The following is a 2,674-nucleotide window of genomic DNA, read 5'->3' on the forward strand; positions in this document are numbered from 1 at the left end:
CGATCGGCCGGGCCGTCCGCACAGAGCGCCACCACGCCTGCGCCGATCGCGACGGGGGTGTTGGGCATGGCGCGGACGATGGCGCGGGGCGCGGGGAAGCGGGCGCGCAGCGTCGCGAGCTCGACGCCGGCGAGGATCGAGACCAGCAGGGTTTCGGGCGCGAGCAGCGGCGCGAGCGCGGGCGCCACGAGATCGAGCATCTGCGGCTTGACGCCGAGCAGCACCAGCGCGGGCACCGCGCCATCGGGCGGCGGGGCGGCGAGCACGGCGACGCCATCGGCGAAGCGCGCACCCGACTTGCGGACGATCGTGAGCTGCGCGGGATCGAGCCCGGTCGCCAGCCAGCGCCGGAGCATCGCCCCCGCCATATTGCCGCAGCCGATCGCCCAGATCGGGCCTTCGAACAGCATCACATCATGATCCCCGTTCGTGCCGAGCGAAGTCGAGGTACGGGAGGGCAAGCGCTGGTTGCACGTCCCTCGACTACGCTCGGGACGAACGGACTAGGTTTGCCAACGGGTGCAGTTTGGCCAACGGGTGAAGCCTACGCCTCGCCCGCCGTCTCGATCAGCGCGGCGGCGATGGCTTCGGTGGGGGATTTGCCGCCCCACAGCACGAACTGGAACACCGGATAGAAGCGTTCGCATTCGTCGATCGCCGCCTCGATCAGCGCCTCGGCATGTTCGAGGCTGAGCGCGCTGTCCGCATGGACGTCGAGCAGAGCGGCGTGGCGGAACAGCAGGATGCCGCTGGTCGACCACAATTCGAAATGGCCGAGCCACAATTGCTCGTTGACCAGCCCGATCGTCTCGTAGAGCGCGGGGCGGCGATCGGCGGGGACGCGGATGTCGGGCAGCGCCAGGAACTGGAGGACGCGATCCTGATCGCGCCATACCGCGCGCAGCTCATGCTTGGTCCAGCTTCCCGCGACGGTCGCGACCAATTCGTCGTCGGCGATGCGTTCGTAGGACCAGCCGTGCGCCTCGCAATAATGCTCGATCGTGTCGATCGGCGCGCCGCCCGCGGGCTCGCTCTCGAAATCCTCTGCGATCATCGCTCCGCCTCCCACGCACGCCTTAGCGGGAGGGTCGGCGCACGCCTAGCGCCCAACGGGCATAAAGCTGTGGAAAAGTCGTGGATCAGGGCTGCGTTTCCGGGGGATTGTCGGGCGTCGGCATCGCGATTTCGGGCGCGGGCTTGAGCTTGGCGAGCTCGGCCTTGAGCGCATCGACCTCGTCGCGCGCGGCGGCGGCCATCTGCTTGACCGCCTCGAACTCCTCGCGGCCGACGAAATCCATTCCGCCCATCAAGCCCTTCATCTTCTCGCGCAGCCCCGCCTCCGCCTCGCGGCCCATGCCCGCCATCGTGCCGGCGAAGCCGTTGGCCATCTTGGCGAAATCCTCGAAGAAGCGGTTTTCGGTCTGCATTGCGGGCTCCGGAAGGGCGGTGGCGTTACGCGCGGGAGATGGCGATGGCGGCGTCGTCTTGCAACGGGGCGGCCGTCGAGGGGAGGATACGGGCTTATCCGTCATGCCGGGCCTGTTCCGGCATCCACCGTCCCACATATTCCATCGGCTCGGCCAGACGCACGGTGGACCCCGGAACCAGTCCGGTGTGACGGAGACGCTTCCACCGCCCGCGCCAGGGAGAGCATTTGCTTCACGCCTCCCCGGCCGCCCGAAAGCCAGTCCGATCGTGGCTTTCATGGCTTTCATGGCTTTCATGGCTTTCGACCCCACGGCCTCGCGTCGCGGCGATGAGGAACTCGACATTGCCCTCGGGCCCGGTGATCGGGCTCGGCACGATGCCTTCGACGTGCCAGCCGCGCAATTCCACCCACGCCTCGACCTCGGCGCAGACGCGCGCGTGGATCGCGGGATCGCGGACGACGCCGCGCTTGCCGACCTCGTCGCGCCCCGCCTCGAACTGCGGCTTGATCAGCGCGACCAGCCGCGCGCGGACGCCCGCGAAATCCAGCGGGCGGGCGAGCACTTTCGCAAGCGCGATGAAGCTCGCGTCGCAGACGATCAGGTCGATCGCCTCGGGCACCTGCGCCTCGGCGAGATGGCGCGCGTTGGTCTTTTCGAGCACGACGACGCGCGCGTCCTGCCTGAGCTTCCACGCGAGCTGGTTGGTGCCGGCATCGACCGCATAGACGCGCGCCGCCCCCCGCGACAGCAGCACATCGGTGAAGCCGCCGGTCGACGAGCCGACGTCCATCGCCACCGCGCCGCCGACGTCCCAGCCGAACCATTCGAGCGCATGATCGAGCTTGAGCCCGCCGCGCGACACCCAGGGATGATCGCGGCCGCGCACCTCGAGCGGCACGTCGTCGCCGATCGGCTCGCCCGCCTTGGCGACCTTGCGCTCGCCGGCATAGACGAGGCCCGCGAGGATCAGCGCCTGCGCGCGCGCGCGGCTTTCGACGAGGCCGCGATCGACGAGCGCCTGATCGGCGCGGATGCGGGGCATGGCGAACTCCTCCTCGGTTCCTCCTCGGTACGGGGAGGGGGACCATGCGCAGCATGGTGGAGGGGGCTTACCGCTGGTTGAAAGCCCCCTCCACCACGCGCCTTGCGCGCGGTCCCCCTCCCCGTGCCGGGGAGGATCTGACTACAGCCTGTAATAATCCGCGACCCGGTCGAGCGCCATCAGCAGCACGAGCTTGGCCGCG

4 protein-coding genes are annotated in these 2,674 nt (G+C 69.3%); all 4 read right to left on the reverse strand.

Annotated features, from left to right (window positions below; all coding sequences use genetic code 11):
* Nucleotides 1-410, reverse strand: a 410-nt coding sequence (locus HUU94_RS04730) for a pyrroline-5-carboxylate reductase family protein (RefSeq protein ID WP_174273954.1), incomplete at its 3' end; no start/stop codon positions are given.
* A gap of 134 nt (nt 411-544) precedes the next feature.
* Nucleotides 545-1,054 carry a YbjN domain-containing protein gene (locus HUU94_RS04735; protein ID WP_174273955.1) on the reverse strand — a complete coding sequence of 170 codons (510 nt, stop codon included), beginning with the start codon at nt 1,052-1,054 and terminating at the stop codon, nt 545-547.
* Between the two features lie 85 nt (nt 1,055-1,139).
* Nucleotides 1,140-1,427, reverse strand: coding sequence for an accessory factor UbiK family protein (locus tag HUU94_RS04740; protein ID WP_174273956.1), 288 nt, complete (start codon nt 1,425-1,427; stop codon nt 1,140-1,142).
* 232 nt (nt 1,428-1,659) lie between these two features.
* Complete coding sequence (locus tag HUU94_RS04745; protein ID WP_174273957.1) at nt 1,660-2,472, reverse strand: TlyA family RNA methyltransferase; 813 nt, start codon at nt 2,470-2,472, stop codon at nt 1,660-1,662.
* Nucleotides 2,473-2,674: the final 202 nt, after the last annotated feature.

Source organism: Sphingomonas bacterium, from assembly GCF_903644055.1.
In the GTDB taxonomy this organism is placed as follows: Bacteria; Pseudomonadota; Alphaproteobacteria; order Sphingomonadales; family Sphingomonadaceae; genus Sphingomonas_I.